We start from the raw sequence: 26625 nt of genomic DNA, 5'->3' as shown, positions 1-26625 counted from the left end.
TTGTCCATCATGAGCACCATCGGATTCTCGCCCGGCACGCAGACCGTCGAAGAGCGTCAGACGGTGCCCACCGACGAGGGTGACCACGAGCGGTTCTCGCACTACGTGCCGAAGGACAAGCTCACCGAGGCGATGGTGATGGGCACGCCCGTCATCGCCCTGTGCGGCAAGGTGTGGGTCCCCTCGCGCGCCCCCGAGAAGTACCCGGTGTGCCCGGAGTGCAAGGAGATCTGGGAGTCGATGAAGCCGGGGGAGGGCTCCGGCTCCGACGGCTCGGGCTCCGACGCGTGACGGGGCGCCCCGAGGCGCCGCTGCCCCCCGCGTGGCCCGACCGGGCCGCCTGGGGCACCGCGCCCTCCCTGCGCGCCTGGCAGCAGGCGGCGGTGGACCTCTACCGGTCGCGCCAGCCCCGCGACTTCCTCGCGGTGGCCACGCCCGGCGCCGGCAAGACGACCTTCGCCCTCACGGTCGCGGCCGACCTGCTCGGCCGCCGCGTCGTCGACCGGATCACCGTCGTCGCCCCGACCGAGCACCTCAAGACGCAGTGGGCCGAGGCCGCCGCCCGCGCGGGCATCCCGATCGACCCCACCTACTCGGCCGGCAAGGGCAAGACGTCGGACGACTACGTCGGCATCGCGGTGACCTACGCCGGCGTCGCGGTCAACTCGCTGGCGATGCGGATCCGCACCGAGCGGTTCAAGACGCTGGTGATCCTCGACGAGATCCACCACGCCGGCGACGCGCTGTCGTGGGGCGAGGGCGTGCGCGAGGCGTTCGACCCGGCGACCCGGCGGCTCGCGCTCACCGGCACGCCGTTCCGCTCCGACATCAACCCGATCCCGTTCGTCAGCTACGCCCCGGGCGACGACGGCATCCCCGTGTCCGCGGCCGACTACACCTACGGCTACGCCCACGCCCTCGCCGACCACGTCGTGCGGCCGGTGCTCTTCATGGCCTACTCCGGCGAGATGCAGTGGCGCACCCGCGCGGGTGACGAGGTGGTGGCCCGGCTGGGCGAGCCGCTCACCAAGGACATGCACGCCCAGGCGCTGCGCACGGCGCTCGACCCGCGGGGGTCCTGGATCCCGGCGGTGCTGGAGGCCGCGGACAAGCGCCTGTCGGAGGTACGCCGTCACGTGCCCGACGCCGGCGGGCTGGTGATCGCCGGCGACCAGGACTCCGCGCGTGCCTACGCGGCGCTGCTCAGGAAGATCACCGGCGAGGCGCCGACGGTCGTGCTCTCCGACGAGAAGGGCTCCTCGAAGAAGATCGAGAAGTTCACCGCCTCCGACGACCGCTGGATGGTCGCCGTGCGGATGGTCTCCGAGGGCGTCGACGTGCCACGCCTCGCGGTCGGCGTGTGGGCCACGACCGTGTCGACGCCGCTCTTCTTCGCGCAGGCCGTCGGCCGCTTCGTCCGCGCCCGGTCGCGCGGCGAGACCGCGTCGGTGTTCCTGCCGTCCGTGCCGCACCTGCTCGAGTTCGCCTCCGACATGGAGGCGCAGCGCGACCACGTGCTGGGCCGCCGGGTCCGGGACGAGGACGACATCTTCGCCGCCGAGGACGAGCTGCTCGCGCAGGCGCAGCAGGGGGAGTCGGCCTCCGACGAGCTCGAGATGTCGTGGGAGGCGCTCGGCTCGACGGCGTCGTTCGACCACGTGCTCTACGAGGGAGCGCAGTTCGGCCACTCCGGCGAGGTGCACGTGGGGTCGGAGGAGGAGATGGACTTCCTCGGCATCCCGGGCCTGCTCGAGCCCGACCAGGTGCGCGAGCTGCTGCACTCCCGCCAGAGCGAGCGGGCGCGCAAGCAGCGCTCCGACGGGGGCGGCGACCGCGTCGTCGACTCCGTGGAGCAGCTGAGCACCCACCAGCAGCTCGGCGTCCTGCGTCGCGAGCTCAACGGACTGGTCGCGGCCTGGCACCACCGCACCGGTCAGGCCCACGGGGTCACCCACAACGCGCTGCGCAAGGAGTGCGGCGGCCCGCCCGCCGCCGTGGCCAGCGCCGAGCAGCTGCACGAGCGGATCAACCGGATCCGCGAGTGGGCGGTGCGCCAGTCGGGCTGAGCGCCCTAGATTGGTCCGGTGCCCGCCGAGACCTCGCAGACGCTCGACCGGGGCCTGCGGGTGCTGCGGGTGCTCGCGGAGAGCCCGGAGGGCCTGACCGTCACCGAGCTGTCGCACCGCCTCGAGGTCAACCGCACGGTCGTGTACCGGTTGATCAGCACGCTGGAGCAGCACGGGCTGGTCCGCCGCGACGCCCGGTCGCGGCTCTTCGTCGGGCTCGGCGTGCTGCACCTGGCCAGCGGCGTCCAGCCGCTGCTGCGCGACCTCGCGATGCCGGTGCTGCGCCAGCTGGCCGAGGCCCTCGGCTCCACGGCGCACCTCACGGTCGCCGACGGCGACGAGGCGCTGGCACTGGCGGTCGTCGAGCCGACGTGGACCGACTTCCACGTGTCCCACCGGGTCGGGGCGCGTCACCCGCTCACGCAGGGCGCTGCCGGCAAGGCGATCGGCCTGCGCGAGGTGGAGGACACGGCGTACGCCGTCACGAGCGGCGAGCTGCAGTCCGGTGCCCGCGGGCTGGCCGCCCCGGTGCGCGGCGTCGACGGCCTGCGGGCGAGCGTGGGGATCGTGACGCTCGACGGGGCGATCGACGAGGAGGTGGTCGCGCCGCAGGTGATCGCCGCGGCGGCGGCCGTCGCCGACCGGCTTCGGTGAGTCGGCGGTCCACCCCCACGGGGGATTGACGTGCCGGTGCCCGGGCGCGCTGACTGAGGAGGACCAACCCCCCGTCAGCAAGGAGCACCCGCATGACTGTCCGTATCGGTCGGCTCGCGGTCGCCGGCCTCGCGACCGCCGCACTCCTGGCCCCCGCGCTGCCCGCCTCCGCCATCGTCGGCGGCGCCCCCGACGCAGGGGAGCACCCCTACGTCGGCCAGCTGCTGTTCTACGTCCCGGACGCCGTCGACCCGCGGTTCGACGACCCGGGCGGCTGGTTCAACTGCACCGGCACCCTCATCGACGCCGACACGGTCGTGACCGCAGGACACTGCACGTACGCCGTCGGTGTGGACGGCGAGGCCCCGGCGGACCCGCTGCACGGCGGCACCGACGTCTGGTTCTCGGTGGAGGAGGCGCCCGACTACTCGATCCTCGACCCGAGCGCGGGCTACGTGCCCGACCGCAACGCCGAGCGGTACGCCGACTGGTCGGCCGCGCTCGACGCCAGCCCCACGTGGCACGAGGCGAGCGCGACGTACACCCACCCGGAGTACGTCGACGCGGCGTTCCTCCTGCACGACCTCGGCGTCGTGGAGCTCAGCGAGCCGATCGTGCTGCCCGAGTACGGGTCCCTCCCGGAGGAGGACTACCTCGACCGCTACGCCGGCAGCGACCGGCAGCGCGGGCTGTTCGAGAGCGTCGGCTACGGGCTCGAGGACAGCGGGCCGAAGTTCTCGTTCGGCGGGGACACCCGGCGCAAGGCCGACCGCAGGCTGGTCAGCCTCCGCGGGGCCTACGGCTACCGCGACATCGCGGTGATGTTCTCCCACCGCGGCGGCGGGACGACCGGCGGCACCTGCTTCGGTGACTCCGGCGGACCGACGTTCGACATCACCACCCCGGAGATCGCCGACGAGAACATCATCGTCGCCGTGACGTCGTTCGGGATGAACTACAACTGCAACGCCAGCGGCAGCTATCGCATCGACCAGCCCGACGACCTCGCGTTCCTCGCCGACCCGGCGGGCGCCTACGGGTCCTGACGCTCCGGCGCGGGCCGCACGGCGGCCCGCGCCAGGGGCACCACCCGGTAGGGGATCTGCGTCGCCAGCGCGATGACGGTGGTGGAGCGGTCGATGCCCGGGTCGGTCAGCACCAGGTCGATCACCCGCTGGAGGTCGGCGTTGGAACGGGCGACGACCCTCGCCCACATGTCGCCCGCGCCGGTGATCGTGTAGGCCTCGAGCACCTCGGGGATCGCCTCGAGGTGCGCGGCGACGGCGTCGTGCCCGCCGCGCTGGGCCGAGCCCTGCCGGATCTCGAGGGTGAGGAAGGCGGTCACCGGGAAGCCGATCGCCTCCGGTGAGAGGTCGGGACCCCAGCCGGTGATCACCCCGGCCGCGGCGAGCTTGTCGAGGCGGGCCTGCACCGTCCCGCGGGCGATGCCGAGCCGGCGGCTCGCCTCCAGCACGCCGAGCCTGGGCTCGCTGGCGAACAGGTCGATCACCTTGCCGTCGATCTCGTCCATGACCAGCCCTCCTGTTGTGCAATCTGCCCAACGTTTCGTCGTACTGTTGCACACCTTGCCCGGGCGTTGGGAGGCTGAGCCGCATGACGACTGACATCGCCTCGACCGGTGGCGCCCTGACCGTGGACGAGATGAAGGCCGACCTGTCCCTCGAGCAGCTGCGGCAGCTCGTCGGGCTCGTGGAGTACGACGCCGACGCCGACCCGTTCCCGGTGACGGGGTGGGACGCCATCTGCTTCGTGGTCGGCAACGCGACGCAGGCCGCCCACTACTACGCCTCGGCGTGGGGCATGGACCTCATCGCCTACTCGGGTCCGGAGAACGGCAACCGCGACCACAAGTCGTTCGTGCTGAAGTCCGGCTCGATCAAGTTCGTCGTCAGCGGCGCCGTGTCGCCCGACAGCGACCTGATCGCCCACCACGCCCGGCACGGCGACGGCGTCGTCGACATCGCGCTCGAGGTCCCCGACGTCGACCAGTGCATCGCCCAGGCCCGGAGGGCCGGCGCGACGGTGCTCCGCGAGCCGGAGACCGTCAGCGACGAGCACGGCTCGGTCCGCATCGCCGCGATCGCGACGTACGGCGAGACCCGGCACACGCTCGTGCAGCGCACGGTCGACGGCGTGACGTACGCCGGCCCGTACCTGCCCGGCTACGTGGCCGTCGAGCCGCGCTGGCACAAGCGCGAGGGCCAGCCCAAGCGGCTGTTCCAGGCCCTCGACCACATCGTCGGCAACGTCGAGCTGGGCCGGATGGACGAGTGGGTCGGCTTCTACAACCGGGTCATGGGCTTCGTGAACATGGCCGAGTTCATCGGCGACGACATCGCCACCGACTACTCCGCCCTCATGTCGAAGGTCGTCGCCAACGGCAACCACCGGGTGAAGTTCCCGCTCAACGAGCCGGCGGTGGCGAAGAAGAAGTCGCAGATCGACGAGTACCTGGAGTTCTACCGCGGTCCCGGCGCCCAGCACCTCGCGCTCGCCACCGGCGACATCATCGCGACCGTCGACGCGCTGCGCGCGAACGGCGTGGAGTTCCTCAACACCCCGGACTCCTACTACTCCGACCCCGAGCTGCGCGCCCGCATCGGCGAGGTGCGCGTGCCCATCGAGGAGCTGCAGAAGCGGGGCATCCTCGTCGACCGTGACGAGGACGGCTACCTGCTCCAGATCTTCACCAAGCCCCTGGGCGACCGGCCGACGGTGTTCTTCGAGCTGATCGAGCGCCACGGCTCGCTCGGCTTCGGCAAGGGCAACTTCAAGGCGCTCTTCGAGGCGATCGAGCGCGAGCAGGAGAAGCGCGGGAACCTCTGACGTACGCCGGGTGTCCAGGGCGGCTCCTCGGGCTCCCCGGGCTCCGTCGGGCCGACTTGCCGAGGGTTCTGCGAACTTCCGGTGGCGTGCAGACCCCCGGATGTTCGCAATCCCCCGCTTGAGCGGGGGATTGCCGGACCTCACCCCGCGTCCATGGCACCAGCGGTGCGTGAGGCACGTTCTGCGGCCGCAGAACCTGCCTCACTCACCGCTCGGTCGCGCTCTGGCAGGCTGGGGCCATGATGATCCGCCCGGCCGAGCTGGCAGCGATCAAGGCCGGCACGATCGACCTCGCGTTCCGCCGGTGGGCCAGGCCGCGCGTCGTGGTCGGCACCCGGATGCGCACCGCCGTCGGCGTCGTCGAGGTGACCTCGCTCGAGCAGGTCAGCGTGTCCGGCCTGCGCGCGGAGGACGCCCGCCGGGCCGGCGCCCCCTCGCTCGCGGCGCTCAAGGAGGCCCTCGCGGCCCGCTCGTCCGAGCCCGCGTGGCGGATCGGGCTGACGTACGCCGGTCCCGACCCGCGCGAGGCGCTGCGCGAGTCCGTGCCGGACGCCGACGAGATCGCGGCCATCAACGCACGCCTCGACCGGCTCGACGCGGCGTCCCCGCACGGACCGTGGACGCGCGAGACGCTCGACCTGATCGACCTGAACCCGACGGTCCGCGCACCCGACCTGGCGGCGCGTGCGGGTCGGGAGACGGCCGACTTCAAGAAGGACGTCCGCAAGCTCAAGGACCTCGGCCTCACCGAGTCCCTCGCCATCGGCTACCTGCTCTCGCCGCGTGGCGAGGCCGTCGTCGACGCCGGGCTGCCGGCGCCCCGCGACCGGGCGCCGCGGCAGGACGGGACCCCGTTGCCGCGCACCATCGGCGCGCCGGCCACTCGCGCGCTCCGCGAGGCGGGGGTGAGCACCCTCGAGGACCTGACGTCGTACTCCGCCGACCAGCTCGCCGCCATGCACGGCGTCGGCCCGATCGCCCTCACCCGACTGCGCGAGGCGATGGCCGAGCGCGGCCTCGCCTACGCGGGGGAGTAGCGCCCGCCGGGGCGCTCAGTGGGCGATGAGCCCCACGCCGAGCGTGCCCATCACGACGGCGATGGCCGAGTCCAGCACGCGCCACGCGTGCGGGCGGGCGAACAGGCCGCGCAGCAGCCGGGCGCCGTAGCCGAGGCCGAAGAACCACGCGAGGCTCGCGGCCAGCGTGCCGGCGAGGAACCACCAGCGGTCGGGGCCGAAGCTGTTGGCGACCGTGCCGAGCATCAGCACGGCGTCGAGGTAGAAGTGCGGGTTCAGCCAGGTCAGCGCCAGCGTCACGAGCACGGCCCGGCCCGGGGTGAGGGCCGTGCCCTCGCCGGCCTCGAGCGCGCCCGGCCGCCACGCCCGCATCGCGGCGTGCACGCCGAAGGCGATCAGGTACAGCCCGCCGAGCAGCTGGGCGACGGGCAGCACCGCGGGCCACCGCTCGAGCACGACGCCGAGTCCTGCGACGCCGGCGGTGATGGCGACCACGTCGGAGACCAGGCACGTCAGCACGATGGGCAGCACCTGCTCGCCGCGGATCCCCTGGCGCAGGAGGAACGCGTTCTGCGCGCCGATGGCGACGATGAGGGCGAGCCCGGTGACGAGACCGGTGAGTGCGACCTGGATCATGCAGATCACGCTAGATCCCGTTGGATCTGTAATCCAGCGAAGGATTTTGAGGAATCATTAGGATCTCTGAGTATGAGAGACCTCACCCAGCTCGATCCCGTGGCGCTGCGCACACTGGCGGTCGCGGTGCGGCTCGGCACCTTCGAGGCGGCCGCCCGCGAGCTGCACGTCACGCCCTCCGCCGTGAGCCAGCGCATCAAGGCCCTCGAGACGCGGGTCGGACGCGTCCTGCTCCACCGGGTCAAGCCGCTCGAGCCCACGGAGGCGGGCCTCGTCCTGGTCCGGCTCGCCACGCAGACCGAGCTGCTGGAGCGGGAGGCGGTCGCCGAGCTCGTCGAGGAGGACGACAGCGGCGGCACGTCGTACGCCTCGCTGCCCATCGCGGTCAACGCCGACGCGCTCTACGGCTGGTTCGTCGACGCGCTGGCCGAGGTGCAGTCGCGCCACCGCGTGGTCTTCGAGGTCGTGCGCGAGGACCACACCCGCACGGCGGAGCGGTTGCGGCGCGGCGAGGTGGTGGCCGCGATCACCGGCGAGCCGAAGCCGGTGCCCGGCTGCCGGGTCGTGCGGCTCGGCCGGCTGAGGTACGCCGCGGTCGCCACGCGCGACTTCCACGCCGAGCACTTCGCCGACGGGGTCGGGTCGGCCACCCTGGCCGAGGCGCCGCTCGTCGCCTTCGACCGCAACGACTCCCTCCAGCACGACTTCGTCCGTCGCGTCACGCGGCGCCACCTCACGCCGCCGGTGACGTACGTGCCGTCGGTGCGCGAGTTCGACCGCGCGATCCGCGTGGGGATGGGGTGGGGGCTGCTCCCGGAGTCGGACGTCGTCGACGAGCTGGCGCGCGGCGACCTCGTCGAGCTGGTCGCCGGGCGCCGTCCGGAGGTGCCGCTGTACTGGCAGCACTGGCGGCTCGGGTCGTCGCTGGTGGGGGACCTCACCGACGCCGTGGTCGGCGCCGCGCGGCGCTGGATGGCGGGCTGAGGGGTGCAGACGAGATCCCCGATTCCTCGGACAGGCGCCCGAGGCCGACCCTAGGCTGCCCGCGAGATCGAGCACGGAGCTCGTCACGACCCTATCGAGGCACCTGTGGCACGACGTCGCAACGCATCCTGGTTCTCCGCCCTCAGCGCTGGTCTCCTGCTCGCCCTCACCGGCTGCGGCGGCTCCGGCACGGCCGCCTCCACCCAGGACGAGCACGTCGTCATGGAGGACGAGCGGCTCGACGCCCTCATGGCCCAGGTCGAGAAGGTGGGCCTCGTGGAGTGGCACGGCCAGCTGCTCACCAAGAACCCCGACAACGGTGGCAAGCGCATCTTCGACCTCGACGGCCGCTTCAGCCCCTCGACGGGGTACAGCGAGCTCTCGATGGACTCCGCGATCGACGGCAACCTCCAGCAGGTGGACTACCTCGTCGTCGCGGGGCGCACCTACTTCAACAGCGAGGCGTGGGGTCCCAACGCCGCGGAGTGCTGGGCCGACATCACCGACGACCCGGCTCGCAGCTGGGGGCTGCCGACCGACCTCGACCCGACCTGGCCGGTGACGGCGGCGCGGGCGGTCCGCGTCGCGGGCGAGGGCGTGGCGGTCGGCGTGCCCGCCAAGGCCGTGCTCACCGGGATGCCGCGCGGCCTGTTCCCGACCGTGCCTCCGGCGCTGAACGGCGTCGAGGCCAGGGCGGTGGTCACCCCGCACGGCCACCTGATCGAGGTCGGCGTCGACGTGCTCACCATGTGGTCCCAGGTCCCCCGGGCCGAGCTCGCCGCCATCCAGACCCGCAAGGCGGGCTGGTGGGCGATGACGATGAAGGAGTCGCAGAACGAGGCGGCCATCGTCCCGCCCAAGTTCGTCTTCGATCCCGCGGTGACGCCGCCCAGCCAGTGCAAGCGGGGCTGAGCCCGCCTACGTTCCTCCCCATGCCCACCTACGTCGCCTTCCTCCGCGCCATCAACCTCGGCGCCAAGCGGAAGTTTCCCAAGGACGCCATCAAGGCGGCGACCGAGGCGGCCGGCGGGACCGACGTGGAGACCTACATCAACACCGGCAACGTGCGCCTGACCCACCCGGCCGGCTCGGTCGCCGAGGTCCGGGCGGCGCTGGAGGAGGCGTACGCCGACGCCGCCGGGTTCGAGGTGGACACGGTCGTCCTCACCACCGACGAGCTGGCCGCCGTCACCGCCCGCGCCGAGGAGCTGCACGCCGAGCACGACCCGGCGGGCCAGCACTACGTCACCCTCTACTCCGCCGCCCCGAGCGCGGCGGCCGTCGAGGCCGTCCACGCGCTCGAGCACGAGGGCGAGACGGTCGTCGTCGACGGGCGGGCCGCCTACGTCCTGCTCGACGGCGACATCCACACCTCCAAGGTGCTGTCGTCCAAGCAGTTCGCGGCCCTGGGCAAGGGCACCGCGCGCACGGTCAAGGTGCTGCGCACCGTCACCGGGAAGTGGTGCTGAGCCGGGGTCCTCAAGCGAGCTCCACGCCCGCGCCGGCGAGGTCGGTGAGCGCCGCGGCCGTGGTCTCCTCCGCGACTCCCGCGCAGAGCGCGGTGAGCACGCGGGTCACGAAGCCCTCCCCGGCGCTGTCGAGGGCCGTCGCGCGGACGCAGTGGTCGGTGGCGATCCCGCAGACGTCGACGTCCTCCACCCCGCGCGCACGCAGCCAGTCGGCCAGCGCCTCGCCGCCGGACGTACGCCCCTCGAAGCCGGAGTACGCCGCTTGGTGCTCACCCTTGTAGAACACCTCGTCGAAGGGCTGCGGGTCGAGGTTCGGGTGGAACGCGGCGCCCTTCGTGCCGACCTTGCAGTGCACCGGCCAGGACTCGGCGAAGTCCGGCTTGGCCGACCAGTGGGCGCCCGGGTCGACGTGGTGGTCCTTGGTGGCGACCACGACGTCGTAGGCGGGCGCGTCGGTCGCCCCGGAGTGCCAGCGGTGCAGGAGGTCGTTGACGTCGGCGGCGACGCGGGCGCCGCCGGAGACCGGGAGCGACCCGCCCTCGCAGAAGTCGTTCTGGACGTCGACCACGATCAGCGCTCGTGCCATGTCCCGAGACTAGCCGGGAGCGACGGCGGGGCGCACCGGCGCCGAGCGAGGACCCCGGTGGGAGCAGCCCTCCCGCCTCGCGGCGAGAGGGCTGCTCGTGACCGCGGCCCCGAGGGCCGGGTCGGTGCGACGCCGGGGGCATCCCTGTCCACGCCGTCAGCGGCGGGTCGCCGTGACGATGCGGTACTCCCAGTCGCACACCAGGCCGCGGCTCCCCTCGCCGCGGTCGTGGGACTCGGCCAGCGCGACCAGGTCGGCACGGAGCGCGGCGCGCCCCTCCTCGTCCAGCCGGCCGGCCGCGGAGAACGTCGGACCGTAGTAGGTGAGGAACAGGTCGGCGAACGCCGCCGCGTCGGCGAAGCGCTGACGCACCGTGGCCGTCACCGACCGCACGTCGGTCACGCCGTCGCCCAGCAGGCCGGCGACGACCTCCTCGGTCCCCCACCTGGTGGCGGGCTGCGCCCCGGGCGGCGGTGAGACGTGTGCGCCGACCGTGCGGAGCATGCCGCCGACGAAGCCCTCCGGCGTCCAGCTCGCGAGGCCGATGCGTCCACCGGGGCGGGTGACGCGGACCAGCTCGCGGCCTGCGGCCTCGTGGTCGGCGGCGAACATGACGCCGATGGCGGACAGGACGACGTCGAAGGAGGCGTCGTCGTAGGGCAGGTGCTCGGCGTCGGCCTCGGTGAGCTCGACCGCCAGGTCCTCGGCGGCGGCGCGGCGCCGGGCGATGTCGAGCAGCGCGGGGACGTAGTCGATCCCCACCGCCTCCGCCGAGCGCCGGGCGGCGGCGAGGGCGACGTGCCCGGTCCCGGTGGCGACGTCGAGGACGCGGTCCCCGGGTGACACCCCGACGTGGTCGACGAGGTGCTCCGAGACCGGCACCGTGAGGGCGGCGATCTTGTTGTAGTCGCCGCTGCTCCAGACCTTCTGCTGCTTGTCGCGCAGCTCGGCGAGGTCGGGGGCGCCGGTCGTGCCGGTCGGGGTGGTGCTGGTCGTGCTGCTGCTGGTGCTGGTGGTGGTGCTGGTGGTGCTCGTCATGCGGGTTCCTTTCGTGATGCCGTCCGGCGACTCCTGTGCGCCGGCGACGGACGTGGTGGCCGCCGAGACGTGCTCGAGCCGCAAGCCGGCCCGGGCCACCGCCTCGGTGACCAGGTCGGCCGAGTCCGCCTCGTAGAGCAGGAAGCACGTCTCGTCCTCGGGGACGAAGATCGACCGCAGGTAGCGCACCGCCCGACCCTCCCGGGCGAGGTCGGTGCCGGCCCGCTCCGCGGACGCGGCCTGGCGCCGGGCGGCGGTGTGGTCTCCCTGAGCGACGTACAGCTCGACGAGGTACTCGGCCATGACCACCACGGTGCTCGCTCACCCCGGCCGCCGAAACCGCGGAGGACCCGAGGAATTGGCCCGAGGACAACCCCAGTTGACGGTGGCGGCCGGAGGCCCGGGGGCTGTCAGGCGGCTGTCACGGTGCCGGTTCGTCGAGCGCTGCCAGGCCCTGCGCGAGCTCCATCCGCGACCGGATGCCGAGCTTGCTGTAGGTGTTGCGCAGGTGGAACTCCACGGTGCTCACCGTCACCACCAGGACGCGAGCGATCTCCTTGTTCGACAGGCCGTCGGCGGCGAGGTCGGCCACGCGTCGCTCGGTCGCGGTGAGCCGGCCGCCGCCGGGGCGACGGGCCCCGACCCGCTCGAGCTCGGCGCGCGCAGCCGCGGCCCAGCCCGGGGCGGCCATCTGCTCGTAGAGCCCGACGGCGCACCCCAGGGACTCCCGGGCCGCGCCCCACTTGCGCGACCGGCGCTGGGCGCGCCCGAGCAGGAGCCAGGTGCGGGCGGCGTCGGCCGCCAGCCCGAGCCGGGCGTACGACGCCGCGACGCCGGCGAGGTCGGCGGCCACGTCGTCGGACCAGCCCGAGGCGAGCGCGACCGCGGCTCGACCGCGCCCGCTCGCCAGCCGCGCCCACGGGTGGTCCTGCACGTCGGCCGCCTCGGCCAGCACGTCGACGACCTCGCGCGCGCCCGCAGGGTCGCCGACCTCGACGAGCGCCTCGACGAGGTCGGGGGCCGCGGGGAACGCGCCGGGGTCGAGCACGCCCTCGCGGCGGGTGTGCGCCCAGACCGTGCGCAGGTGCCGGACGGCCTCCTCGGGCCGGTGGTCGAGCAGGGCGGCGACGCCGAGGGCGCGCGTCGCCTCGAGCCAGTCCCAGCGGACCCCCATCTCCTCCGCCTGCGCGACCGCGCGGCCGCCCCACTCGCGGGCCCGGGCCGCGTCGCCCCGCCCGGCGGCCAGCAGGCTGCGGCACCGCTCGTACATGGGCCAGTGGAGCAGGCTGCTGTCGAGCGAGGCGGCCCACTCGTCGAGCAGCTCCTCGGCGGCGTCGAGCCGGCCCACGCGCAGCTCCAGCTCGCACAGGTGCAGCCGGGCGAGTGCGTACGGGGACGGCTCGCCGCGCTCGGCGGCGAGCGACCGGAAGGCCTCGAACCGTGCGCGCGCCGGGCCGGGCTCGCCGCGCCACACGTGCTGCTGGCCGGCCACCCGGCCCGGGGTGCGGGCGAGGTAGGTGGAGCCGCTGGCGAGCGCCTCGTAGCGCTCGAGGAGCCCGTCGAGCGGCCGGCCGCGGAGGGCGGAGGTCCACACGCGGGTGTAGAGGGCGAGCCGCTGGTCGCCGGCCGACCCGGCGGCGGACGCCGCGACGGCCTCGGCTGCCTTCCGGTCGGCGACCTCGACGTTGCGCACCTCGATGACGGCCTCGTTCTCGGCGAGGTGGCACAGCACGCGCAGGCGCAAGCCGCTGTCGTCGCCGGCCTCGTCCAGCGCCTGCTGGAGGTGGCGGAGGATGTCGTCGTTGCCGTGCACCACGCCGCCGGTGAGCAGCACGTGCGCGCGCACCCGGTCGGCGCGGTCGGGCAGCGACGCGGCGCGGGGGGCGAGGAGCTCGGTGAGCCGGTGCTTGTCCCCGGCCATCTGCAGGAGCTTGGCCAGCACCATGACGCGGGCGGCGTCGGGCTCGCAGACGGGCGTGAGCCGCAGCGCGTGCCCGGCGAGGTCGGCGGCGAGGCGGATCGACCCGCGGGCGGTCGCCCCGCGGACCGCCGCGTCGAGCCGTGCGGCCAGCCGGCGGTCCGGCCCGGTCGCGGCGAGGGCCAGGTGCAGCACCTGTCGCTGGTCGTCGGACACGATGGCCGCCAGGTCGGCGTGCAGGCGTCGTACGTCGTCCGCGGAGGCCGCGCGCCGCGCCGCCTCGGCGAGGAGGGGGTGCGTCGGACGGATTCGGTCGCCCTGCGCCTGGACGACGTGCGCCCGCACGACCTCCTCGACGGCGTCGGCGCCCGCCAGTGCGGCCACCTGGGCGGTCCGGAGGTCCGCGGCGAGGGCCAGCGCCAGCAGCACCCGGCGTGCGGCCGGGTGCAGGTCGGCGACCCGCAGGCCGAGGAGGTCCTCGACGGCGTCCGGGACGGGCAGGTCGTCGCCGACGAGCTCGGGGTCCCGCCCCGACAGCAGGCGTCCGACCTCGAGGGCGAAGAGCGGGTTGCCGAGCGTGGTGTCGTAGACGCGGCGGAGCAGGTGGTGCGGCAGCCGGAGGCCCAGCCTCGCGGCGAGGAGCTGCCTCGTGCCGCCCAGGCTCAGCGCGCCGACGGTGAGGCTGCCGAGGTGCTCGTCGGGCAGCGCCTGCTCGACGGCCGTCGCGGCGCCCGGTCGCCGGGCGAGCAGCAGGGTCGCGTGGTCCGGCAGGCGGCGCGACGCGTACGCCAGGGCGAGCTGCGAGGGCGGGTCCAGCCACTGCAGGTCGTCCACCGCGACCAGCACGTGCTCGCGACGCGCCAGTGAGCGGAGCGTCGACAACAGGGCCAGCGACACCACCTGGTCGGTCGGAGGGTGCTCCCCGGGGTCGGCGCGGTAGAGAGCCACCTCGAGCGCGTGCCGCTGGGGCGGCGGCACGTCGTCGAGGTCCGCGCCGGACACCTCGTCCAGGAGGTCGATCAGCCCGGCGAACGGCAGGCCGGTCTCGGACGCCGAGGCCCGCGCCACGAGCACCCGCATGCCGCGCGCGCTGCCGTGGGCAAGGCCGACCTCCCACAGGCTGGTCTTGCCGACGCCCGGCTCGCCGACGAGCACGAGGGCGCGGACGTCGGCCGGCGCGCGGTCGAGCACGTCGGCGATCACCGCGAGCTCCGGCTCGCGCGCGACGAGACCCATCTCGGCATGATGGCACCTGGCGGCCCGGTGAGCACCCGCCGACCCTGACGGGCGATCCGGACCGCCGATGCGGACCGACGCTCGGGTCAGCCTCCCTCGAAGACGGTCGGAATCACCGGCTCGCCGGCCGACATCTGGGTGACCGCGCGCGGCAGCTCCGCGAGGGAGGTGCGGTGCCGGGTGCGCGCCTGCTCCAGCGTCGTCCTGCCGACGACCTCGCCGTCGCGCACGAGCGGCACCAGCAGCGGGCGGTCGTCACCGTCGTCGCCCGGGTCCGTGCCGATGCCGACGACCTCCGCCTCGGCCACGCCCGACGCGCTGCGGCGGCGCAGGGCGTACTTGCGGCCGCCGATCGAGCGCTTGTCCGTCGACTTCTTCGCCACCGACACCATCCGGCCGTCGTCGCCCTCGCGCGCGACCAGCTTGTAGACGAAGCCGCAGGTGGGGTGCCCGGACCCGGTGACGAGCTGGGTGCCGACCCCGTAGGCGTCCACCGGGGCGGCGGCCAGGGCGGCGATCGCGTGCTCGTCGAGGTCGCTGGTCACCACGATCCGGGTGCCGGTCGCGCCGAGGGAGTCGAGCTGGGCGCGGACCTCGCGCGCCACCTCGCCGAGGTCGCCGGAGTCCAGCCGCACGGCGCCGAGGCCGGTGCCGGCCACCTCGACCGCGAGCCGCACGGCCTCCGTCACGTCGTAGGTGTCCACGAGCAGGGTGGTGCCGACGCCCAGCGTCTGCACCTGGGCGCGGAACGCGTCGGCCTCGGCGTCGTGGAGCAGCGTGAAGGAGTGCGCGGAGGTGCCCGTCGAGGGGACGCCGTGGCGGGCGCGTGCGGCGAGGTTGCTGGTGGCCTCGAAGCCGGCGACGTACGCCGCCCGCGCCGCGGCGACCGCGGCCTCCTCGTGCGTGCGTCGCGAGCCCATCTCGATGCAGGGCCGGGCGCCCGCCGCGAGCGTCATGCGCGACGCGGCGGAGGCGATCGCGGAGTCGTGGTTGTAGATCGACAGCAGCACCGTCTCGAGGAGCACCGCCTCGGCGAAGGCGCCCTCGACCACGAGCAGGGGGGAGTGGGGGAAGAAGGTCTCGCCCTCGGCGTACCCGTGGATGTCACCCGAGAAGCGGTAGGACGCCAGCCACTCGAGCATGCCCGGGTCCACCAGGCCCTCGAGCACGGCCAGCGAGGCGGCGTCGAAGCGGAAGTCCTCGACGGCGTCGAGGGCCCTCCCGACGCCGGCCACCACGCCGTAGCGGCGACCGCCCGGCAGCCGCCTGGGGAACAGCTCGAAGACCGCCCGCCGGTCAGCCGTGCCGGACTGCCGGGCGGCCTGGACCATGGTGAGCTCGTAGTGGTCGGTCAACAGCGCCGCCGAAGTCGTCACGACCCGTACTGTGCCACGATGGGCCTCGTGTCAGCCGCCAGTCCCGTAGAGGTCGAGCCGACCGTGACTCCCGACGAGATCACCTACCTGGCCAAGCCGTGGGTGACCCTGGTCTGGGACGACCCGGTGAACCTCATGTCGTACGTGTGCTACGTCTTCCAGAAGTACTTCGGCTACGACAAGGCCAAGGCCGAGAAGCTGATGCTCGAGGTGCACACCGAGGGCCGGTCCGTCGTCTCGACGGGCACCCGCGAGGAGATGGAGCGCGACGTGCAGGCGATGCACGAGTACGGCCTCTGGGCGACGATGGAGAAGGCCTGAGGTGAGCGGTTTCGAGCACCACCGGAGGTCGGACCGCGTCATCGCGACGTTCACCGGCTTCGAGGCCGACCTCCTGCGCTCCCTGGCCTCGCAGCTCGTCGAGCTGCTCCGCAACGAGCGGGCCGAGCCGGCGACCCCGTCCGGCGACCCGTTCGAGGCGATGACCGCCGAGTTCTCCGGCGCGACCACGGCCCCCGAGGACCCGGTGCTGGCGCGGTTGTTCCCGACGGCGTACCTCGACGACGAGGAGGCGGCCGCCGACTTCCGCCGCTTCACCGAGGGAGCCCTGCGCGACGGCAAGGCGGCGGTCTCCGCGCTGATCATCGACACGCTCGAGGACGCCGGCCTCCCGCCCGAGCTCACCGAGGACGGCCTGGTGATCGACGTCGAGCTGACCCGTGACGACGCCGAGTCCTGGATGAGGGCGTTCACCGACATCCGGCTCGCCCTCGCGACACGGCTGGGCGTGGAGGCCGGCGACGAGCACTACTGGCACTCGCTCCCCGACGACGACCCGCGCGCCCAGGCGCACGACATCTACGAGTGGGTCGGCTACCTGCAGGAGACGCTCGTCGAGGCGCTGTCCTCGTGAGCCCCTCGTGAGCCCCTCGTGACCCCGGTCCCCGACTTCGTCCTCGCGATCCGCGAGAAGATCGGCCACGACCCGCTGTGGCTGCCCGGGGTCACCGCGGTCGTGCGCCGCGGGGACGACGTCCTGCTGGTCCGGCGGGCCGACAACGGCCACTGGACGCCGGTCACCGGGATCCCCGAGCCCGGCGAGGAGCCGGCCGTCGCGGCGGCCCGCGAGGCGATGGAGGAGACCGGCGTCCGGATCCGGGTCGACCGCCTGGCCTCGACCGGCGCGCACGGCGGGATCGTCCACGTGAACGGCGACCGGGCGAGCTACCTCGACCTCACCTTCGCCTGCACCTGGCTCGAGGGGGAGGCGCACGTGGCGGACGACGAGTCGAGCCACGTCCGCTGGTGGCCGCTCGCCGCGCTGCCGCCCATGACCGAGGTGATGCTGGCCCGGATCGCGGCTGCCACCAGCGACGAGCGCGAGGCCCGGTTCGTCGCGCCGGCGGGACAGGAGACCGCGGGGGCCGCAGACGGGGTCGGGTCGCCGGCGCTCGTCGCGCCACCCGCACCGGTGCTCGGCGTCGACGCGTGCGGCACCGGATGGGTGGGCGTGGTCCTCGACACCGGGCTCCGCGCCTCGGTGTTCGTCGCCGCCACCGTCGTCGAGCTCGTCGAGCTCGTGCGCGAGAGGTACGACGTGCCCGTCGTGGCGATCGACATCCCGATCGGGCTGCCCGACGCCGGGGGCCGGCGGGCCGACGCCGAGGCGCGCCGGGTCCTGGCCGGGCGGGCGTCGTCGGTGTTCTCCACACCGGTGCGGGCTGCGCTCGAGGCGCCGACCTACGAGGAGGCGCGGACGGCCAACCTCGCCGCGACCGACGGCCGCACCAGCGTCAGCGCCCAGGCGTACGCGCTGCGCCGGAAGGTGCTGGAGGTCGACGCGTGGGTCCGCTCGGAGCCCGGCACCCAGGTGATCGAGGTGCACCCGGAGGTGAGCTTCGCCCGGATGGCCGGCGGTCCCGTGCAGGCGCGCAAGAAGGACGCCGACGGCGTACGGGCGCGTCGCGAGGTGCTGGCCGCCCACGGCATCGCGGCACCCCCGTGGTTCCGCGGGTCCGGGTTCGGCGAGGACGACCTGCTCGACGCGTGCGCGGCGGCGTGGACGGCGGTGCGGCACGCCCGTGGCCTCTCGGAGGCCTTCCCGGCCGAGCCGGAGGTCTTCTCCGACGGCATCCCGGCCGCGATCCGCGCCTGAGGTCAGCCCGAGTGGGTGGTCACCCCGTAGCGGGCCCGCGAGGCCAGCGCCCAGCGTGACGCCGGGATCGCGGCGAGGCCGGTCACCACCATCAGCCCGGCCAGCAGCAGCCAGCCCACCTCGCCGAGGTCGACGCAGAAGTAGGCGACCATCGGCGGACCGATGACCGAGGTGAGGCTGAAGCCGAGTCCGGCGAAGCCCTGGTACTGCCCCTGCCGCTCGTGCGGCGCCAGCCCCATCTGGAGCCCCCACTGGCCGCCCGAGCCGATCATCTCCCCGACGACGTGCACCAGCGAGCCGACGACGAGCAGCAGCACGGCGGTGGTGGCGTCGCCCCGGTCGGCGAAGGCCACCACGGCGAAGCCTGCGGCGATGAACAGCGAGCCGGTCAGCAGCGCGCGGGCCCCGGTCGCCACGGAGTCGGCACGACGCGAGAGGCGGACCTGGAAGAAGGTGACGGCGATGGTGTTGACCACCAGCAGGATCGCGACCATCACCTTGGGCGCCTCGGTGCGCTCGACGATGTAGAGCGCCATGCCGAGCTCCATGATCGTGAAGTGCAGGGAGAACACGCCGGTGATGAGGGTGATCACCACGAAGGGCACGTCGCGGAGCACGGCTAGGCGCGGCTCGCCCTCGGTGCGGACGTACGCCGGCAGGTCGGGCAGGCGGGTGCTGTTCCACGCCGCCAGGCCGGTGAACGCGGCGTTGAGGAAGAACACCGAGACGTAGGCCCACTCCTCGTCGACGACGAGCGCGGCGCCGCCGAACACCGAGCCGAGGCCGATGGCTGAGTTGGTGACCGCACGCAGGTAGGCCTTGAACAGCACGCCGCGGCCGCCGGTGGCCAGTTGGGCGATCACACCCTGCTGCACCGCGCCGGCGGATCGCTCGAAGAGGGTCAGCAGCGCCAGGAGCAGCGCGAGCGACCAGGGCGCCCGGGCGAAGGCGGGCAGGGGCGCGACGAGCGCGGCCCCGACCATGGCGGCGGTCAGCACCCGCCGCGGCCCGAGCGTGTCGCCGAGCTGGCCGGCCGGCACCTGCACCACGAGCGCGACGATGCCGGCGAGGGCGAAGGCCAGGCCGACCTCCGCGGCGGTGAAGCCCACGTGGCGGGTGAAGTAGATGGCGCTCGTCGTGATGACCGCTCCGGAGCCGAAGCGGTTCGCGAAGGAGCCCAGGGCCAGCACCCGGAGGTCCGGGTCGAGCGGGAGCCCCCGGCGCGTGAGGGGTGCCTGGACATCTCCGACCGTCATCCGAACCCCTCGCACACCCGACTATCTTGACGTCAAGATATACGTCGTGAGACGCGGCCAGGTCAACTCCGGGCGCCGCCTACGCTCGGAGACGTGCTGACCATCGCCCAGGAGACCTACGACGCCATCGTGGCGCACGCCAAGCGCGACCACCCCGACGAGGCGTGCGGCGTCGTCGCCGGCCCCGAGGGCAGCGACCGGCCCGAGCGCTTCATCCCCATGGTCAACGCGGCGGGCAGCCCGACCTTCTACGAGTTCGACTCCAGCGAGCTGCTCGCCCTCTACAAGGACATGGACGCCCGCGACGAGGAGCCGGTGGTGATCTACCACTCCCACACCGCGACCGAGGCCTACCCCAGCCGCACCGACATCGGCCTCGCCAGCGAGCCCAATGCGCACTACGTGCTGGTGAGCACCCGGGACAGCTTCGACGAGGAGGGGAATAGTGACGGCCCCGTGGAGTTCAGGTCCTACAGAATCATCGACGGCGTCGTGACCGAGGAGGACATCACGGTCACGCCCACTGCAGGAACACCCCCAGAGACATCCCAGGAAGCGAGCACCACCTGATGGCCATCGAGGTCCGGATCCCCACCATCCTCCGCACGTACACCGACGGCGCCAAGGCCGTCGAGGGCACGGGCGGCAAGCTGGCCGAGCTCATCGACGACCTCGAGGGCAACCACCCCGGCATCAAGGACCGCCTGGTCGAGGAGAAGGCCGGCTCGGTCGACCTGCGGCGGTTCGTCAACGTCTACATCAACGACGAGGACGTCCGCTTCATCGGCGGGCTCGACGCCGAGCTCTCCGACGGCGACCAGGTCGTGGTGCTCCCCGCCGTCGCCGGCGGCTGCTGAGCCGGCCGGTCCGGGTCCCCCGGCGTCAGCCGGGGGCAAGAGCACGCCTCCGGCCCCCGGCTGGCGTCGTCTCGCGCATCGGGCAACCGGCGGCCGGCGGCCTCCACCGAGGGGCGGATGTCATGCTTGCGGCATGCGCTTCGACAGCCTGCTGGAGTCGGTCGGCGGCACGCCCCTCGTCGGCCTGCCACGGCTCTCGCCGAGCCCCGACGTCCGGATCTGGGCCAAGCTCGAGGACCGCAACCCCACCGGCTCGATCAAGGACCGTCCGGCCCTGCGGATGATCGAGCAGGCGGAGAAGGACGGCACGCTCCGCCCCGGCTGCACGATCCTCGAGCCCACCAGCGGCAACACCGGCATCTCACTGGCGATGGCCGCCAAGCTCAAGGGCTACCGCATCGTCTGCGTGATGCCGGAGAACACCTCCGAGGAGCGGCGGCAGCTGCTGCGGATGTGGGGCGCGGAGATCGTCTCCTCCCCGGCCGCCGGCGGCTCGAATGAGGCCGTGCGCGTCGCGAAGCAGATCGCGGGGGAGCACCCCGACTGGGTGATGCTCTACCAGTACGGCAACGACGCCAACGCCCTCGCCCACGAGGAGGGCACCGGTCCCGAGCTGCTCGCCGACCTCCCCGAGATCACCCACTTCGTCGCCGGGCTCGGCACGACCGGGACCCTCATGGGCGTCTCCCGCTTCTTCCGCGCCGCCAAGCCCGACGTCCGCATCGTGGCCGCCGAGCCGCGCTACGGCGAGCTCGTCTACGGCCTGCGCAACCTCGACGAGGGGTTCGTCCCCGAGCTCTACGACGCCTCGCTGATCGACTCACGCTTCAGCGTGGGCCCGCGCGACGCCGTGCGCCGCGTGCGCGAGCTGCTCGAGCTCGAGGGCATCTTCGCCGGCATCTCGACCGGCGCGATCCTGCACGCCGCGCTCGGCCAGGCCGCCAAGGCGCAGAAGGCCGGCGAGCGCGCCGACATCGCCTTCGTGGTGTGCGACGGCGGCTGGAAGTACCTCTCGACCGGCGCCTACGAGGGCACGGTCGACGACGCCGAGGACCGTCTCGACGGGCAGCTCTGGGCCTGAGCAGGCCGTCGGCGGTCGGGCAGCCGGGCTCCCACGTGCGCCCGCTCCGGTCTACGCTCGACGGGTGAGCACAGTCGTGCGCGTCGTCCTGGCCCCACTCGTCCTCGCGCCGCTCCTCCTCGCCTCGCTCCTCCTCACGCTGCTCGCCGGCCCCGCCCACGCCGGCGGGGAACGCCCCGGACACAGGCACCACGCGGCACCGGGTCACCTCGACGCGAGCGAGCACCGGCGTACGGCGAGGGCCGACCGGTACGCCGCCGGGGAGGACGTCGTCCAAGTCCGGCGCCGCGTCACCTACTCCGTCACCACGCGGGGACGCATCGGCGCGTCGACGAAGGTGTTTCGGCGGCAGGCGCAGGAGACGTTCGACGACCCGCGCGGCTGGAGGTCGGGCGGCGTGGAGCTCCGTCGGGTGCGCCGCGGCGGGCACTTCACGCTCGTGCTCGCGGCGCCGGGGACGCTGCCGTCGTTCTCGGCGGGCTGCTCGACGCGGTGGTCGTGCCGGGTGGGCCGGCACGTGGTCATCAACCAGCTGCGGTGGCTGCGCGCGTCGCCGGCGTGGAACGCTGCGGGTCGGTCGCGGCGCGACTACCGCCACATGGTGGTCAACCACGAGACCGGGCACTGGCTCGGCCTCGGGCACGCGTCGTGTCGCGGCGGCCGCCGGGCGCCGGTGATGATGCAGCAGTCGAAGGGCACCGGCGGGTGCCGGTTCAACCCGTGGCCGCTGGAACGCGAGGCGGCTGCCGTCAGGGGGCGGTGAGCCGCAGGTCCATCTCGGCGTCGAACTCGCTGCCCTCCACGGCGGGGAGGTCGAGCAGGTCGAGCGCGAGGTTGGCGATCATGCCGTTGCGGACCGGGGGACGGCGCATGCCGTAGCGGGTGCGCCGGGTGCCGGGGTCCTTGTAGCTGGGATTGATGGCGTAGAGGTCGACCCCGCGGTCCACGGCGGAGCCGCGTGCCATGAAGACGACGCGGTAGTTGTCGAGCAGCGTGGCTTTGTCGTGCGAGGGCCCGTGCCCGCCGTGGTCGCTCGTCAGCAGGATCGTGGTGCCGGCCCGGCGGGCCGGGTCGGCGTTGACGGCCCGCACCACACGACCGACGAGCGCGTCGGACCTCCGCACCGCGGCGAGGTAGGGCCGCGACATCCAGCCGCTCCTGTGGCCGGCGTTGTCGGGCAGGGAGAGGTGGAGGAAGCGGAAGTCTCGGTCCGTCTCGAGGTCGTCGACCAGCGCGGTCACCAGCGCGGCGTTGTCCAGGTCGATCGTGGTGCGGTCGATGGCGTCGGGCCACGACCGCTGCCACAGGCCGAACTTCGTCTTCGAGGCGAACAGCGCAGCCGATCCGCCTGCGGCGTCGACGACCGAGAAGACCGAGGCCACGTCGTGCCCGGCCGCGGCCTGCACCGTGCTCGGCACGGGCCGGTCGTCGTTCCAGGTGACCCCGTGGCCGCCCGTGGCGGCCTCGATGCGACGACCGGTGACCATGCCGGTGTGGTTGGGCAGGGTCACCGTCATCTCGTGCTCGGTGCGCGCGTTGAGCGTGGAGGCGCCGGCCCGCATGAAGCGGTGGAGGTGCGGCAGCTGCTTCCTGCCGAGCCGGCGGACGGCGGGCACGCTCATGCCGTCGATGGAGATGGCGAGCACGGACTCGGCATCGGCTGCCGCCCTGGCGGCCGTGCCCGGGGCGGTGCGGCCGTCGACCGCTCCCTCCACCGAGCTGTCGGGGACGAGTGCGGGCGCCTGGGTGCCGGCGAGGACGAGGCCCGAGCCGACCAGGAGCGAGACGAGCACGTTGCGCAGGGTCACTGCCCGACGATAACCCGAGCACCCCGGGTGTGACCGGGCCGACGCCCCCGACGGCGTGACCGGCGACCGGGGAGCGCCTAGCCTGCTTCCTGTGCCGACCGCCCAGCCCGCACCGACCGCCGACGCCCCCATCGGCATCTTCGACTCGGGGTTCGGCGGGCTGACCGTCGCCCGCTCGGTGATCGACCAGCTGCCGCACGAGTCGGTCGTCTACCTCGGCGACACCGCGCGCCAGCCCTACGGCCAGAAGCCGATCGGCGAGGTGCGCGAGTACGCCCTCGAGTGCCTCGACCACCTCTACGCGCAAGGGGTCAAGGCGCTCGTGATCGCCTGCAACTCCGCCAGCGCCGCGATGCTGCGCGACGCGCGCGAGCGCTACGACGTCCCGGTCGTCGAGGTGATCCTGCCGGCCGCGCGCCGCGCCGCCGCGGCCACCCGCAACCGCAGGGTCGGCGTGATCTGCACGCGCGCCACGGCCGGCTCGATGGCCTACGACGACGCCTTCGCCGCCGCACCGGACCTCGACCTGCACATCCGGGCGTGCCCCCGGTTCGTCGACTTCGTCGAGCAGGGCGTCACCGGCGGCGACGAGCTGCTGGCCGCCGCCCACGAGTACCTCGACCCGCTGGCCGCCGCCGGCGTGGACACCCTGATCCTCGGCTGCACCCACTACCCGCTGCTGACCGGCGTCATCTCGTACGTCATGGGTGACGAGGTCACGCTCGTCAGCTCCGCGGAGGAGTGCGCCAAGGATGTCTACAAGATGCTCGCCCGGACCGGCCTGATGCGCGCCGGCGGCGAGGCCGACTACACCTTCGCCACCACCGGCAGCCCGGAGGACTTCGCCACCATCGGCCGCCGCTTCCTGGGCTCGGAGCTCCTGGGCGCCAGCCAGTTCGCGGGAGGCCTGCGATGAGGCTCACCATCGTCGGGTGCTCGGGGTCCTACCCCGGGCCCGAGTCGCCGGCGAGCTGCTACCTGCTCGAGGAGGAGCACGAGGGCCGGACCTGGCGGATCCTGCTCGACCTCGGCAACGGCGCGCTCGGGCAGCTGCACCGCCACGCGGACCCGCTCGCCATCGACGCGGTGTTCCTGAGCCACCTCCACGCCGACCACTGCCTCGACCTCTGCGGCTACTACGTGATGCGCAAGTACCACCCGACCGGCGCCCAGCCGCCGATCCCGGTCTGGGGACCGGCCGGGACCGCCGAGCGGATGGCGCGGGCCTACGACCTCCCCTCCGAGCCCGGGATGACCGAGGAGTTCGACTTCCGCGAGCACGCCGGCCCGGTCGACCTCGGCCCGTTCCGGGTCGAGGCGCACGCGGTGGTGCACCCCGTCGCCGCCTACGCGCTGAAGGTCACGTCCGGCGGCCGCACCCTCGTCTACTCCGGCGACACCGGCCCCTGCCCCACCCTGGACGAGGTCGCGTCCGGCGCGGACCTCCTGCTCGCGGAGGCGTCCTTCCGGAGCACGGACGACAACCCGCCCGACCTCCACATGACCGGCGCCGACTGCGGACGCACGGCCGCGAAGGCGGGGGTGGACCGGCTCGTGCTGACCCACGTGCCGCCGTGGCACGACGCGGCCGACGCCGAGGCCGAGGCGCGCGCCGAGTGGGCGGGCCGGGTCGAGCTCGCCCGCGCCGGGGCGACGTACGAGATCTAGACCAGGCCCGCGTCGTGGACGATCATCGCGACCTGCACGCGGTTGGTGCTCTCGAGCTTGGTGAGCAGCCTCGAGACGTGTGACTTCACGGTGGGGATCGAGAGGTAGAGCTCCGAGGCGATCTCGGAGTTGCTGAGTCCTCGCCCGACGCACACCGCGACCTCGAGCTCGCGCTCGGTCAGGACGGCCAGCCGGTCCGCGGCCGTGGTGGAGCGGTCGGTCGGCGCGGTGTCGCGCAGGCGGGAGACCAGGCTCCGGGTCGCGGAGGGGGAGAGCATCGCGTCGCCGGCGGCCACCGTGCGGATGGCGCTCACGATGTCGCCGGGCGGGGTGTCCTTCAGCAGGAAGCCGTCGGCACCCGACGCCACGGCGCGCAGGACGTGGTCGTCGGCGTCGAAGGTGGTGAGCACGACCACGGCCGGCGGCGCGGGCCGCGAGTGCAGCAGCCGGGTCGCCTCGAGGCCGTCCATCACCGGCATCCGGATGTCCATGAGCACGACGTCGGGCTCCGTGTCGTCCACCAGCGCCAGGCCGGCCTCGCCGTTGGGGGCCTCACCCACCACCTCGATGTCGGACTGTCCGCCGAGCATGAGGGACAGCGCCGAGCGGACCAGCGGGTCGTCGTCTACGAGCAGCACGCGGATCACGCCGACCACGGTAACCAAGCCTCGAGCGCGAACGACGACCCCTCCGCGCGCTGGTGCAGCCGGCCGCCCCGCAGCTCGGCCCGCTCGCGCAGGCCCACCAGCCCGAGCCCGGCGCCCGGTGCGGCGCTGCGCCGCTCGCCCAGCGGGTTGCTCACCACGACGGTGATGCCGGACCCCGGGTCACCCGTGGACCGGATGGTGACCCGCGCGCCCGGCGCGTGCTTGCGGGCGTTGGTGATGCCCTCCTGCACGATGCGGTAGACCGTCCGGCCGGTGGCCGCCGGCACCGGCGTGGCGGTGTCCACGGTGTCGGTGTAGTCGACGTCGAGGCCGAGCGTCCTCGCCTCGTCGACGAGCGCCGCGATGTCGTCGTACGTCGGCTGGGGCCGCGCGGTCGGCGGGCTCGGGTCGTCCTCCCGGAGCACGCCGAGGACGTCGCGCAGCTCGTGGAGCGCGTCGTTGGCCTGCCGCTGGATCTGCCCGAGCCCCTCGCGCAACCGGTCGCCGTCGAGGTCGTCGCGGAAGGCGAGCGCACCGGCCTGCATCGACACCTGCGTGATCCGGTGCGCCAGCACGTCGTGCATCTCGCCTGCGATCCGGGTGCGCTCGACGGTGCGGGCCTGGGACAGCCGCAGCTCCTGCTCGAGCTCGGCGCGCTCGGCGCGGCTGCGCAGGCTCCAGAGCAGCTCCCGGCGGGAGCCGATGTAGAGCCCCCATCCCATGATCCCGGCGTTCACCGCGAGGTTGACCAGGGTGGTGATCAGGTAGTCGTCGCCCTGGATCGGCGCGATCGTGGTCCAGGTCTGCGCGGCGAGGAAGTTCACCACCCCGACGAGCACGACCTCGCGGAACTGCCGGCGGGTCGCCACGGACACCGCCGCCAGCGTCGCCGGCCCGGAGGCCAGCCCCGAGAAGGCGCTCACTCCCGCGACGAGGAGCGCGATGCGCACCGGGGCCCGCCTGCGGAAGTGCACCAGCACGAACGAGGCGGCCCCGAGGGCGAGCTCGACGACGAAGAAGCCGCGGACGTCGCGCCACTCGACGGCCGCGACGTTCGACCACACCAGCGCCGAGAACAGGAGGCACACGGCGTAGCGCCACGCGTGCGACACCCAGGTCAGCTCGGGCTGGCCCGGGTGGCCCTCCGGGTGCGCCCGACGCGTGTCCACGGCGCTCAGGGTAGCGAGCGCCACTCCTACTTTGGTCTGCACCGGCAGCGCCCACGGGTTGATGCCCCGACCGGGCGGCGGACCGCACTCTGGTGTCACCACCGCGCGGAGGGAGCTGCGCGGCGTGGGGCCGCGCGCAGCAGGTCGGTCCCGCAGGG

The 26625-nt window shown here is 73.6% G+C and carries 28 protein-coding genes; 18 read left to right on the top strand and 10 right to left on the bottom strand.

Features of this window, described 5'->3' with window-relative positions:
• Window positions 1-9 precede the first annotated feature (9 nt).
• The 4 genes from J3P38_RS03420 (at window position 10) to J3P38_RS03405 (ending at window position 3766) form a co-directional block, all read left to right on the top strand.
• Window positions 10-291 (top strand): DUF3039 domain-containing protein, encoded by a 282-nt coding sequence (locus J3P38_RS03420; RefSeq protein WP_210438448.1) that lies wholly within the window; start codon window positions 10-12, stop codon window positions 289-291.
• On the top strand, window positions 288-2066 hold the full coding sequence (locus J3P38_RS03415) for a DEAD/DEAH box helicase (protein ID WP_210502683.1): 1779 nt from the start codon (window positions 288-290) through the stop codon (window positions 2064-2066). Before J3P38_RS03420 ends, J3P38_RS03415 begins: the two co-directional genes overlap by 4 nt.
• Before the next feature lie 18 nt (window positions 2067-2084).
• Window positions 2085-2720, top strand: coding sequence for an IclR family transcriptional regulator (locus tag J3P38_RS03410; RefSeq protein ID WP_210502682.1), 636 nt, complete (start codon window positions 2085-2087; stop codon window positions 2718-2720).
• A 92-nt stretch (window positions 2721-2812) separates the two neighbouring features.
• Window positions 2813-3766 carry a trypsin-like serine protease gene (locus J3P38_RS03405; RefSeq protein WP_210502681.1) on the top strand — a complete coding sequence of 318 codons (954 nt, stop codon included), beginning with the start codon at window positions 2813-2815 and terminating at the stop codon, window positions 3764-3766.
• Here J3P38_RS03405 and J3P38_RS03400 read toward each other — a convergent pair.
• Window positions 3754-4251, bottom strand: a complete 498-nt coding sequence (locus tag J3P38_RS03400) for an Lrp/AsnC family transcriptional regulator (protein WP_210438444.1) — start codon at window positions 4249-4251, stop codon at window positions 3754-3756. The genes J3P38_RS03405 and J3P38_RS03400 overlap by 13 nt on opposite strands.
• 83 nt (window positions 4252-4334) lie before the next feature.
• On the opposite strand from J3P38_RS03400, the gene hppD reads away from it, so the two are divergent.
• Both hppD and J3P38_RS17550 read left to right on the top strand, forming a co-directional pair.
• Window positions 4335-5567 (top strand): 4-hydroxyphenylpyruvate dioxygenase, encoded by a 1233-nt coding sequence (gene hppD / locus J3P38_RS03395; protein ID WP_246855618.1) that lies wholly within the window; start codon window positions 4335-4337, stop codon window positions 5565-5567.
• A 239-nt stretch (window positions 5568-5806) separates the two neighbouring features.
• The gene (locus J3P38_RS17550; RefSeq protein WP_246855617.1) at window positions 5807-6604 is read left to right on the top strand and encodes a helix-hairpin-helix domain-containing protein; all 798 of its coding nucleotides are present in this window, start codon (window positions 5807-5809) and stop codon (window positions 6602-6604) included.
• Between the two features lie 15 nt (window positions 6605-6619).
• Here J3P38_RS17550 and J3P38_RS03385 read toward each other — a convergent pair whose 3' ends face one another.
• Window positions 6620-7219, bottom strand: a complete 600-nt coding sequence (locus J3P38_RS03385) for a LysE/ArgO family amino acid transporter (protein ID WP_210502680.1) — start codon at window positions 7217-7219, stop codon at window positions 6620-6622.
• Window positions 7220-7291: 72 nt separating this feature from the next.
• Here J3P38_RS03385 and J3P38_RS03380 point away from each other — a divergent pair, with 72 nt between their 5' ends.
• The 3 genes from J3P38_RS03380 to J3P38_RS03370 all read left to right on the top strand — a co-directional run bounded on the left by J3P38_RS03380 (window position 7292) and on the right by J3P38_RS03370 (window position 9672).
• Window positions 7292-8203, top strand: a complete 912-nt coding sequence (locus tag J3P38_RS03380) for a LysR family transcriptional regulator ArgP (protein WP_210502679.1) — start codon at window positions 7292-7294, stop codon at window positions 8201-8203.
• Between the two features lie 105 nt (window positions 8204-8308).
• Window positions 8309-9115 (top strand): hypothetical protein, encoded by an 807-nt coding sequence (locus J3P38_RS03375; RefSeq protein ID WP_210502678.1) that lies wholly within the window; start codon window positions 8309-8311, stop codon window positions 9113-9115.
• 20 nt (window positions 9116-9135) lie between these two features.
• Window positions 9136-9672: a DUF1697 domain-containing protein gene (locus J3P38_RS03370; protein ID WP_210502677.1), complete on the top strand. Its 537-nt coding sequence runs from the start codon at window positions 9136-9138 to the stop codon at window positions 9670-9672.
• Window positions 9673-9682: 10 nt separating this feature from the next.
• Here the strand turns inward: J3P38_RS03370 and J3P38_RS03365 are convergent, their stop codons facing one another.
• The 4 genes from J3P38_RS03365 to J3P38_RS03350 all read right to left on the bottom strand — a co-directional run bounded on the left by J3P38_RS03365 (window position 9683) and on the right by J3P38_RS03350 (window position 15826).
• Complete coding sequence (locus tag J3P38_RS03365) at window positions 9683-10258, bottom strand: isochorismatase family protein (protein ID WP_210502676.1); 576 nt, start codon at window positions 10256-10258, stop codon at window positions 9683-9685.
• A gap of 156 nt (window positions 10259-10414) precedes the next feature.
• Window positions 10415-11599: a methyltransferase domain-containing protein gene (locus tag J3P38_RS03360; protein WP_210502675.1), complete on the bottom strand. Its 1185-nt coding sequence runs from the start codon at window positions 11597-11599 to the stop codon at window positions 10415-10417.
• 118 nt (window positions 11600-11717) lie between these two features.
• Entirely contained in the window at window positions 11718-14450 is a 2733-nt protein-coding gene (locus J3P38_RS03355) for a helix-turn-helix transcriptional regulator (protein ID WP_210502674.1), read from the bottom strand.
• 86 nt (window positions 14451-14536) lie between these two features.
• The gene (locus tag J3P38_RS03350; protein WP_210502673.1) at window positions 14537-15826 is read right to left on the bottom strand and encodes a nicotinate phosphoribosyltransferase; all 1290 of its coding nucleotides are present in this window, start codon (window positions 15824-15826) and stop codon (window positions 14537-14539) included.
• A gap of 18 nt (window positions 15827-15844) precedes the next feature.
• On the opposite strand from J3P38_RS03350, the gene clpS reads away from it, so the two are divergent.
• Genes clpS through J3P38_RS03335 form a run of 3 tightly spaced genes read left to right on the top strand, consistent with a single transcriptional unit; the run spans window position 15845 to window position 17981 of the window.
• Complete coding sequence (gene clpS, locus J3P38_RS03345) at window positions 15845-16147, top strand: ATP-dependent Clp protease adapter ClpS (RefSeq protein WP_210502672.1); 303 nt, start codon at window positions 15845-15847, stop codon at window positions 16145-16147.
• A 1-nt stretch (window position 16148) separates the two neighbouring features.
• Window positions 16149-16739: a DUF2017 domain-containing protein gene (locus J3P38_RS03340; RefSeq protein ID WP_210438433.1), complete on the top strand. Its 591-nt coding sequence runs from the start codon at window positions 16149-16151 to the stop codon at window positions 16737-16739.
• Window positions 16740-16757: 18 nt separating this feature from the next.
• Window positions 16758-17981, top strand: a complete 1224-nt coding sequence (locus J3P38_RS03335) for a DUF429 domain-containing protein (RefSeq protein ID WP_210502671.1) — start codon at window positions 16758-16760, stop codon at window positions 17979-17981.
• Between the two features lie 2 nt (window positions 17982-17983).
• On the opposite strand, the gene J3P38_RS03330 is transcribed toward J3P38_RS03335, so the two are convergent.
• Window positions 17984-19237, bottom strand: coding sequence for an MFS transporter (locus tag J3P38_RS03330; RefSeq protein WP_210438431.1), 1254 nt, complete (start codon window positions 19235-19237; stop codon window positions 17984-17986).
• Window positions 19238-19330: 93 nt separating this feature from the next.
• Between J3P38_RS03330 and J3P38_RS03325 the strand changes: the two genes are divergently transcribed.
• From J3P38_RS03325 to J3P38_RS03310, 4 genes are all read left to right on the top strand, one after another.
• Window positions 19331-19807, top strand: a complete 477-nt coding sequence (locus tag J3P38_RS03325) for a Mov34/MPN/PAD-1 family protein (protein WP_210502670.1) — start codon at window positions 19331-19333, stop codon at window positions 19805-19807.
• Complete coding sequence (locus J3P38_RS03320; RefSeq protein WP_210438429.1) at window positions 19807-20094, top strand: MoaD/ThiS family protein; 288 nt, start codon at window positions 19807-19809, stop codon at window positions 20092-20094. The genes J3P38_RS03325 and J3P38_RS03320 overlap by 1 nt, the downstream gene beginning before the upstream one ends.
• Window positions 20095-20227: 133 nt before the next feature.
• The gene (locus J3P38_RS03315) at window positions 20228-21175 is read left to right on the top strand and encodes a PLP-dependent cysteine synthase family protein (protein WP_210438428.1); all 948 of its coding nucleotides are present in this window, start codon (window positions 20228-20230) and stop codon (window positions 21173-21175) included.
• Window positions 21176-21239: 64 nt separating this feature from the next.
• Window positions 21240-21938: a DUF3152 domain-containing protein gene (locus tag J3P38_RS03310; RefSeq protein ID WP_210502669.1), complete on the top strand. Its 699-nt coding sequence runs from the start codon at window positions 21240-21242 to the stop codon at window positions 21936-21938.
• Here the strand turns inward: J3P38_RS03310 and J3P38_RS03305 are convergent.
• Window positions 21925-22983, bottom strand: coding sequence for an alkaline phosphatase family protein (locus J3P38_RS03305; RefSeq protein ID WP_210438426.1), 1059 nt, complete (start codon window positions 22981-22983; stop codon window positions 21925-21927). The genes J3P38_RS03310 and J3P38_RS03305 overlap by 14 nt on opposite strands.
• A gap of 91 nt (window positions 22984-23074) precedes the next feature.
• Here J3P38_RS03305 and murI point away from each other — a divergent pair, with 91 nt between their 5' ends.
• Entirely contained in the window at window positions 23075-23899 is an 825-nt protein-coding gene (gene murI / locus J3P38_RS03300; protein WP_210438425.1) for a glutamate racemase, read from the top strand.
• Window positions 23896-24651 (top strand): MBL fold metallo-hydrolase, encoded by a 756-nt coding sequence (locus tag J3P38_RS03295; RefSeq protein ID WP_210438424.1) that lies wholly within the window; start codon window positions 23896-23898, stop codon window positions 24649-24651. The genes murI and J3P38_RS03295 overlap by 4 nt, the downstream gene beginning before the upstream one ends.
• On the opposite strand, the gene J3P38_RS03290 is transcribed toward J3P38_RS03295, so the two are convergent.
• On the bottom strand, window positions 24648-25298 hold the full coding sequence (locus J3P38_RS03290; protein ID WP_210438423.1) for a response regulator: 651 nt from the start codon (window positions 25296-25298) through the stop codon (window positions 24648-24650). The genes J3P38_RS03295 and J3P38_RS03290 overlap by 4 nt on opposite strands.
• Window positions 25295-26467, bottom strand: coding sequence for a sensor histidine kinase (locus tag J3P38_RS03285; protein WP_210502668.1), 1173 nt, complete (start codon window positions 26465-26467; stop codon window positions 25295-25297). Before J3P38_RS03285 ends, J3P38_RS03290 begins: the two co-directional genes overlap by 4 nt.
• Window positions 26468-26625 lie beyond the last annotated feature (158 nt).

The organism is Nocardioides xinjiangensis (genome assembly GCF_017916455.1).
GTDB classification, from domain to species: domain Bacteria; phylum Actinomycetota; class Actinomycetes; order Propionibacteriales; family Nocardioidaceae; genus Nocardioides; species Nocardioides xinjiangensis.
The sequence above is the reverse complement of the archived record's forward strand: the minus strand, read 5'-3'. Positions and strand labels throughout refer to the sequence as shown.

What these genes read in the sequence shown, in the direction of transcription:
- J3P38_RS03420 (WP_210438448.1), top strand. Translation starts at nt 10, where the DNA reads ATGAGCACCATCGGATTCTCGCCCGGCACGCAGACCGTCGAAGAGCGT.
- J3P38_RS03360 (WP_210502675.1), bottom strand. Translation starts at nt 11,599, where the DNA reads ATGGCCGAGTACCTCGTCGAGCTGTACGTCGCTCAGGGAGACCACACC.
- J3P38_RS03380 (WP_210502679.1), top strand. Translation starts at nt 7,292, where the DNA reads ATGAGAGACCTCACCCAGCTCGATCCCGTGGCGCTGCGCACACTGGCG.
- J3P38_RS03370 (WP_210502677.1), top strand. Translation starts at nt 9,136, where the DNA reads ATGCCCACCTACGTCGCCTTCCTCCGCGCCATCAACCTCGGCGCCAAG.
- J3P38_RS03400 (WP_210438444.1), bottom strand. Translation starts at nt 4,251, where the DNA reads ATGGACGAGATCGACGGCAAGGTGATCGACCTGTTCGCCAGCGAGCCC.
- J3P38_RS03295 (WP_210438424.1), top strand. Translation starts at nt 23,896, where the DNA reads ATGAGGCTCACCATCGTCGGGTGCTCGGGGTCCTACCCCGGGCCCGAG.
- J3P38_RS03365 (WP_210502676.1), bottom strand. Translation starts at nt 10,258, where the DNA reads ATGGCACGAGCGCTGATCGTGGTCGACGTCCAGAACGACTTCTGCGAG.
- J3P38_RS03320 (WP_210438429.1), top strand. Translation starts at nt 19,807, where the DNA reads ATGGCCATCGAGGTCCGGATCCCCACCATCCTCCGCACGTACACCGAC.
- hppD (WP_246855618.1), top strand. Translation starts at nt 4,335, where the DNA reads ATGACGACTGACATCGCCTCGACCGGTGGCGCCCTGACCGTGGACGAG.
- J3P38_RS03385 (WP_210502680.1), bottom strand. Translation starts at nt 7,219, where the DNA reads ATGATCCAGGTCGCACTCACCGGTCTCGTCACCGGGCTCGCCCTCATC.
- clpS (WP_210502672.1), top strand. Translation starts at nt 15,845, where the DNA reads ATGGGCCTCGTGTCAGCCGCCAGTCCCGTAGAGGTCGAGCCGACCGTG.
- J3P38_RS03330 (WP_210438431.1), bottom strand. Translation starts at nt 19,237, where the DNA reads ATGACGGTCGGAGATGTCCAGGCACCCCTCACGCGCCGGGGGCTCCCG.
- J3P38_RS03315 (WP_210438428.1), top strand. Translation starts at nt 20,228, where the DNA reads ATGCGCTTCGACAGCCTGCTGGAGTCGGTCGGCGGCACGCCCCTCGTC.
- J3P38_RS03405 (WP_210502681.1), top strand. Translation starts at nt 2,813, where the DNA reads ATGACTGTCCGTATCGGTCGGCTCGCGGTCGCCGGCCTCGCGACCGCC.
- J3P38_RS17550 (WP_246855617.1), top strand. Translation starts at nt 5,807, where the DNA reads ATGATGATCCGCCCGGCCGAGCTGGCAGCGATCAAGGCCGGCACGATC.
- J3P38_RS03355 (WP_210502674.1), bottom strand. Translation starts at nt 14,450, where the DNA reads ATGGGTCTCGTCGCGCGCGAGCCGGAGCTCGCGGTGATCGCCGACGTG.